This is a genomic window from Sulfitobacter sp. G21635-S1 (genome assembly GCF_027213915.1).
Taxonomy (GTDB): domain Bacteria; phylum Pseudomonadota; class Alphaproteobacteria; order Rhodobacterales; family Rhodobacteraceae; genus Sulfitobacter.
The window spans coordinates 48422-55119 of record NZ_JAPWGV010000033.1 but is presented as its reverse complement, the minus strand read 5'-3'; the positions used below and the strand labels follow the sequence as shown (position 1 = coordinate 55119).

Genomic DNA, 6698 nt, shown 5'->3' with positions numbered 1-6698 from the left:
AGATGCAACCAAGGATGTTTTGCACCCGATAGTTCGTTCCCGACACTCTCCGGTCCCGTCAGAATGCCAGAACTTCCAGCCCTGGCCTGTCGCGCAGAAAGAGCCGCATTGTGAGCCAGGCCATCCGTTTCAACCAGCGCGGTTGTATCTGCCTTTTCAGCCAGCGCCGCCGTGGTGGCGGCGTCGTCTGCCTTGGTGGCCAGCGCCGCCGTGGTGGCTGCGGCGTCCGCCTTGGTCGCCAATGCCGCTGTTGTGGCGGCGTCGTCCGCCTTGGTGGACAGCGCCGCCGTGGTGGCTGCGGCGTCTGCCTTGGTCGCCAGCGCCGCCGTGGTGGCTGTGCCGTCCGCCTTGGTCGCCAGCGCCGCCGTGGTGGCTGCGTCGTCTGCCTTGGTGGCCAGCGCCGCTGTGGTAGCTGCGCCGTCCGCCTTGGTGTCGATCTCCAACTGCTGCTCCACGAAGGCATCGTTGATTGCGCCTTCGGCGGCTTCTTTGGTCGTGCCGTATGGGCCGGCCCCGGTGACCGGGAACGTGACTGTGGGTGCGGGCATGGTGCCTCCTGATCAGGGATCTGTTGTTGCGGAAACGCTGGCCGTGAAGGCCGATGCGGTGTTGAAATCGCCGCGTGAGCGCGCGAAGTAGTAGCGGGTCTGGCTTGCGCCCAGCCCGGTTTCGGTCACTGACACCACCGTGTTCGCAGATGCGACAATGGGATCGCCAAGGATCGCAGCGGCACCATCATCGTCGGTATCCGATGCGAAAATCTCCATCTGGCGGACATCGGCATCGTTCGGCATGCGGAAACTCACCCCGATCTCGCCCGCGCCGCCGGTCGCCTGCCCGTCCGTTGGCAGGTCCAGCGCGATGGTCACAGACGATTGTGCGCCGGTGTATTCCACCCAATCGGATTGCCCGGACGCGCCGACCGCGCGCACCCGAATGTCAAAGGAAAGCGCGGGGTTTGCTATCAGGAAACCGAAAACCTTGTCCGACCCGTCCCGCACATCCGCACCGATCTGCCCGCCGGTCTGATAGATGCCCGTGCCAACCTGTCGGTATTCCCATTCATAGCCCGTGACGCTTGACGATGGCGACGGATCAGCTGCGAAACGAATGCGCGGAAGGATGCCACCGCCGGTGTCCTGGTTGACAGCCTCGCCGGTCGTGATGCTGATCGCGCCGGGTGGCTGCATGCCCTGCCTCACCTCGTCAAAAGGTTCGTTCAAAACGTCTTCCTCATCGACGGCAGGGTCATAATCATAGATCGCCGGATCGTGCTTGATCAGCGTGGCGGGCATCCGCAGCGCCAGCTGCCCGCTTTCGCCCAGCGGGTCAGCACCGGGAAAGATGCTCTGCACTTCATAGATGCCGTCCAGCGCGTCGTAAGGTTCCGGCAGCGCCAGCGTCACGGTCGCACCGCCCACCAGGTCGAATGCCTCGGGCGGCAACTCGCCCCCGCTGATGCTTTCCTGCCGCCGCAACCGCAGGCCCAGGATTTTGCGCACCCGCATTGCCTGCGTGGGTGACGGGCAGAATTTCAGGTCAAGGCTCTTGACCGCAGGCACCCCGCCATCCGCCGCCAGCGCACCCGGAATATCCCATGGCTGCAGGTCCGCCGTTTCATATCCCCGTTCCGCCGACAGGTAGGAAATGCGCAACTGGTTCACCAGCGCATCACCCGGCAGCATGTCGGTGAACTCAAAGCTGTCGCCCAGAAGATAGTCCAGCGTCATGGCCGGTGCGCGGTAAGCCCCCGCCGCGAACCCCAACTGCCCCCCAATGCGGATCAGGTCGGCAGCGCCGGAAACCAGCATCGGGTTAATCTGGTCTTCAATCTCGCCGTCCGAAAACGTCAACGTCCCGGCGCAGCGATACCGCTTTTCCGCCGACGCGTCCTTGCGGTAGACGGTTTCCCAGCAGATGTCCGCGCCATCCTCGAATGACACATGCAGCTGGTCCTCGCGGTAGGCCCGGATCGGGTTCTGTCGCAGGGCATCGCGCACGCATAGTGCCAGGTTCTGTTCAAACCCCCAGGTGTCGGGATCGTCCGGGTCTTGCGCCGGATTGCGCGGGTCATAGACCATCGACCATTTGCCGAACACCTCAACCAGCGGCGGGGTCGCGGGCCAGCGTTCCTGCCTGGTGCCGTTTGGCCCCGCCACCAGGCGCAGCCAGATCACGGTACGGCCCTGCCAGCCGTCTGTCGTTTTCCACAGATCGTCCCGCACGCCCTCATCATAGGGTGCATCATCGGTGAATTTGACCGGCGGCGTGGTCTGGTCACCCCGGCTGATCCAGCAGGTCACATAGCCGTCGAACGGATCGGCATCCGCAACCGCCCCGTCACCGTCGAAGTCAAAGGCATCGCCGGTCAGTGTCACCTCGCGCTTGTCCAGAAACAGCGTGAAGGTGTCCAGGTATGAGGGCCGGGAATTGAGCAGCCAGCAGCCCCAGATCACCTCACCCTGAACCGGCGTGCCCACCGGCGACCCGGTCGCGTTGCATTTGCCATAGACAAAACGATAGGTCGGCTCCGTGCTGGGCTGCGACAACTGCCGCGCAATATCCTGCGCCGATGGCTGATTGCGGCCTTGCAATGCCGCAGCCGCTGCGTTCAACAGCAATGATGTGCCAAACTGGATTACGGCATTAGCCAATGCACCGGCGGCGGCTGCGCCAAAACCCAAACTGGCAAAAAATCCCGACAAATTGGCCGTGAGACCGGCCGTAATAGTGCCGATCAATGGTCCAAGAAACGGCATTTCCACACTCCCAGCACCGGCGCGCGCGCCACACACAATCCAGTTTCAGTCTTGGTCGCGACCCGCGCGCCCTCGATCGCCAAACCCAGCGCAGCCCCGATCGGGCCGTCGCTTTCGATCAGCACCAGGTCACCCGGCACCGGGCGCGCCACGCGCACCAGACCAGCTGCCGCGAACACCGTGTCACACCAGGCGAGGTAGCCCCCGGCACAGACAAGGATGCGCATTGCGCCGGTCGGGCTGCTGTAACGCTGCCTGAACGCCGCCAGCGGGTCGCGCCCATGCAGGACAGCCCATGCCGCCGCTGCCGCCGTTGCGCAGTCGCAGGCACCCCAAATGAGCGGCCCGGACATCTGCGCCCGCGCCGCCGCGAACGCGGCCTCTGGCGAAATCATCAGGTTTCCGGCCAGCTTTGCGGGTTGCGCTGGCGACGGATGGCAATCTGCACCTGCCGCCCTGCCGTATCGCCGGGAAAATTGGCGATCTGATCCTCATAGCTGTGCGTGATCGAGGCGGCAGACCGCGCGCCGGGGCCGATCCCCAGGCCCAGCACCATGTCGTGCGCCAGGTTGTCTCCTGACCGCGCCAGCGATGCCTTGCGGCTGTCGAAATATCCGCTGAACAGGACCACCGGGTCAGCGGCCAGGACGTTACCGCCCTCTACGGTGGTCGCGCCAAACCAGACCTTGATCGGTCGGTTGCGGATCACCTTGCCGCGTTCGGCCAGCATGTCTTCCACCGTGGCCGCAACATGCACCGCGCCCTCGTCAGTCGCCAGGCCGGCGGTTTCCTCCGGGGCCTGGAACCGCACCAGCGATCCCGCGCCCAGCCAGGTCTGCCCATCCCATGAAAGTTCCCCAACTCCGGTGTGCAGGCGGATTTCCTCGCCCGGCCAATCGGCATAGGTCAGCAGCACCGGGTAAAAATGCCCTGCCAGCAGCGTCAGCAGCGCGCCGGGCGTTCCGCGTGTCAGCGCCATGGGCTTACCAATGTCCAGCCGTCAGCGTATTCATCTTCGAACACTTCGCGAAAATCCCATTGATAGATGAAATCGCCATCCAGACCCTGAACCGCGCGCGGCACGTCCACCGCCTCGAATGTGATCACCTCGGCCTCGCCAATGCTGACCACGCCACTGATCGTGAACGCCTCGGGCTTGTCGGTGCGGATCAGCGCATCGCCATTCACATCGGATCGGGCCACGTCCAGCGCATAGGCAGTTTCCGCACCACCCCCTGCCCGCACCGTCACCAGCTGCGACGGACGCGCCACGATGGTCGAAGGCGGCAGCCCGCTGACCTGCAGGCCGTGCCAGCCGCCATCCGTCACCGGTTCACCGGGTGTCAGGTAGGCACCGCTGAACCATTCCAGATCGTCGCCGTCATGCGACCAGACCAGATCGTCGGCAGAGTGTTGCCAGTCCAGCGGCAGCGATGTCAGGTCAAGACCCCGCTGCGCCAGGTGCCAGATCGTCGGCAGGCAGGTGACGCGCGTCAAATGCGGTGCCCCAGCCCAAAGGCGGTTCATCATGCGGATGTAACCGGCCCCCGCCTGGTCCTTGCCGATCCCGCGCACCCCGGCGGTTGCCATGCGCCGCGCCCGCTGCGCAGACGATGTGCGCGCGCGCCCCCCGATCAACGCGACTGACCGCGACTGCGGATAAAATTCGGTCAACTCCCAGGCGGTAAGCCCCACCGGGGGCCATGCAATCACATCGGTCATGCAGGCTGACCAAACGATTTGGTGCGCCGCATGCGCGCATCCACTGCGCTGACGGAACGGCTGACAGCACGGTTTACAGCATTATCTGCCATCGCCTGAATATAGGCCTCGATCTTGCCGTCACTGCCGATAGTCAGTTCCGCGTTTGCAAAGCGCACGACGACTTCCTGAGGGCCTCCCCCCTGCTGTCTTCGGCCACCACTCGCCTGAACACCCAGACGCCCGTCAGGACCGCGCGACAGTGGCATGATCGCCTCCGGCCCCGCCTCGCCCATCAAACCGGTGTTGCCACCTGCCATGGGAAAGGTTGTGGGGCCACTGACCACGCCACCGCGCGCATAAGCCAACACCTTGCCGCCCTGCACCGCGCCACCTTTTTCGAAAGGCCAGATGGTATCAAACAACAGGTTGGTGCCGCTGGTGAACAGCTGATTTGCCCAGCCCCCGAGGACACCGGCCAGCGCACCGCGCAAATTCTGCGCGCCGGTCAACACGCTGGTGAAAACGCTTTTGGCACCATCGCGAAACCTGCCCATGAAGCTGGTTGATTTTTCCGCCTCATCTTTGATGCGACCGGTCAGCCCTGTGATTTCCGAGACGGCCAGATCGGCATTGTTGCGCAAGCCAAGGGCCAGCCCATCGACAACATCCTTGCCGATCTTCATGAACACTTTTGACGGAGAATTCGAATCCACCTCATCGCGTGCCACATCCTCAAGGTAGCTGGAAACTTCCGACATTGCTGCGCCGACCGATGCCTTTTCTTTCAGGATACCGTGTTTCAAACCACCGGTGATGTCGGTGCCGACCTGTTCCATCATTTTCGCTTGCTTGGCATTCTCGCCAGTAATCCCGGCCCAAAGTGACCTGATCATGTCGCTGCCAAACGCCTGCATCCGACCCGGCCATGATGCGACTTCGTTCTTGATCGCCGTCCAGACACCCCGGATCGCGGTAACCAGTTCGCCGGTAATCAAAGCCCAGCCTGTGGCGACCCCCGTCTTGATCGAGGTCCAGACACCCGAAAACCATTCCGCGATGCCATCCCAATGCTGATAAATCAGCCCCGCAGCGGTGAAATTCAGAAGATAGGATTTCACCGCGTCCACACCGGCAAAAAACGTCGTTTTAAGCGACCCCCAGACCCCGGTTGCCCACGACTTGATGCCATCCCAATTTCGATAAATCAGGTATGCACCGGCTGCGATAGCGGCGATCCCGGCGATCACCGGGTTTGCCAGCAGCAGCGACCCCATGGTCGCCAGCGCACCGCCCACGGCGGTAACGCCCATGACCATTAACCCCAGCCCCGTCACCAGCGGCCCCACTGCCGCAGCCAGACCACCCACCACCACGATGTTCCGTTTCACCTCTGGCGACAACGTGCTGAACCAGGTCACCGCCGATTTGACCGATTCCACCAGCGGTTTCAGGAATGGCACGATTTCCTTGCCCAGTTCCTCTTTCACATCCCCGATGGCGTTAGACAGCTGCTTGAACTGCCCCAGCGGTGCAGCAGCGGCAACAGCCGCCTGCCCCTTGAACTGCGTTTCCAGTTCTTTCAGAACGATGGCCTGCGCACCCGCCACATCACCGGTTTCAACAAGGGACTTGATCATGCCCTTCTGTTCTTCGGTGAACTGCACCCCCGCCTTGCCCAGGGCAGAAACCCCTTTGATCGGATCGTTCAAGGCCTTGCCGACCTGAATGGATGCCGATTTCAGATCGGTTTTCATCAGCGTGGCATAATCAAGGACATTTGCCTGCGCCCGATCAAATACGTCGCCCTGGATCTTGGTAAAGGTCAGCAGCGGGGCCGTGACATTGCGAAGGATGTCCTCATCGCCATAGGTGGTCACGTTCTGCAGACCCGACGCCAGACCTTTCAACTGGTCCAGCGTCTTGCCCGCCGCCCCGCCGGTCGAGGTGATGGCGGCGGCGACAGTCTTTTCGGCCTGTGCCTGTGTGTCGTAAAGGGTGATCATCTGCTTGCCCATCATGGCAAGCGGTGCAGTCACGCCTACTGACATGCCCGCACCGACATTGCGCAGGTTCCGGCCCAGGCGCTTTCCCTGTGCGGACACGCTGGCCATCATTCCCTTGACGCCTTGCAGATCGCGTTTGACCTCCGAAAAGGCAGACCCCGAACGGTTTTTGGCCGTGATCCCGAATTTCAAAAGATCAAGCATCAGCGCCTCGCGTTTTCATCGCAGATTT

General features: G+C 62.8%; 5 protein-coding genes and 1 pseudogene. All 6 read right to left on the bottom strand.

The annotated features are described in order from the left end of the window. On the bottom strand, nt 1-548 hold a 548-nt coding region (locus O4H53_RS23835; RefSeq protein ID WP_269367476.1), incomplete at its 3' end, for a hypothetical protein. A gap of 12 nt (nt 549-560) precedes the next feature. Continuing rightward, on the bottom strand, nt 561-2654 hold the full coding sequence (locus O4H53_RS23830; RefSeq protein ID WP_269367475.1) for a phage tail protein: 2094 nt from the start codon (nt 2652-2654) through the stop codon (nt 561-563). 83 nt (nt 2655-2737) lie between these two features. Beyond that, on the bottom strand, nt 2738-3154 hold the full coding sequence (locus tag O4H53_RS23825) for a DUF6950 family protein (protein WP_269367474.1): 417 nt from the start codon (nt 3152-3154) through the stop codon (nt 2738-2740). Next, a complete protein-coding gene (locus O4H53_RS23820) occupies nt 3154-3738 on the bottom strand; it encodes a hypothetical protein (RefSeq protein WP_269367473.1) in 585 nt (194 codons plus the stop codon). Before O4H53_RS23820 ends, O4H53_RS23825 begins: the two co-directional genes overlap by 1 nt. Continuing rightward, nucleotides 3729-4481, bottom strand: coding sequence for a hypothetical protein (locus O4H53_RS23815; protein ID WP_269367472.1), 753 nt, complete (start codon nt 4479-4481; stop codon nt 3729-3731). The genes O4H53_RS23820 and O4H53_RS23815 overlap by 10 nt, the downstream gene beginning before the upstream one ends. Nucleotides 4482-4672: 191 nt before the next feature. Further along, a pseudogene (locus tag O4H53_RS23810) lies at nt 4673-4867 on the bottom strand (phage tail tape measure protein); the annotation flags it as partial. Nucleotides 4868-6698 lie beyond the last annotated feature (1831 nt).

Bases quoted from the DNA above. Each gene is read 5' to 3' on its own strand.
- O4H53_RS23825 (WP_269367474.1), bottom strand. From the start codon at position 3,154: ATGATTTCGCCAGAGGCCGCGTTCGCGGCGGCGCGGGCGCAGATGTCC.
- O4H53_RS23820 (WP_269367473.1), bottom strand. From the start codon at position 3,738: ATGGCGCTGACACGCGGAACGCCCGGCGCGCTGCTGACGCTGCTGGCA.
- O4H53_RS23815 (WP_269367472.1), bottom strand. From the start codon at position 4,481: ATGACCGATGTGATTGCATGGCCCCCGGTGGGGCTTACCGCCTGGGAG.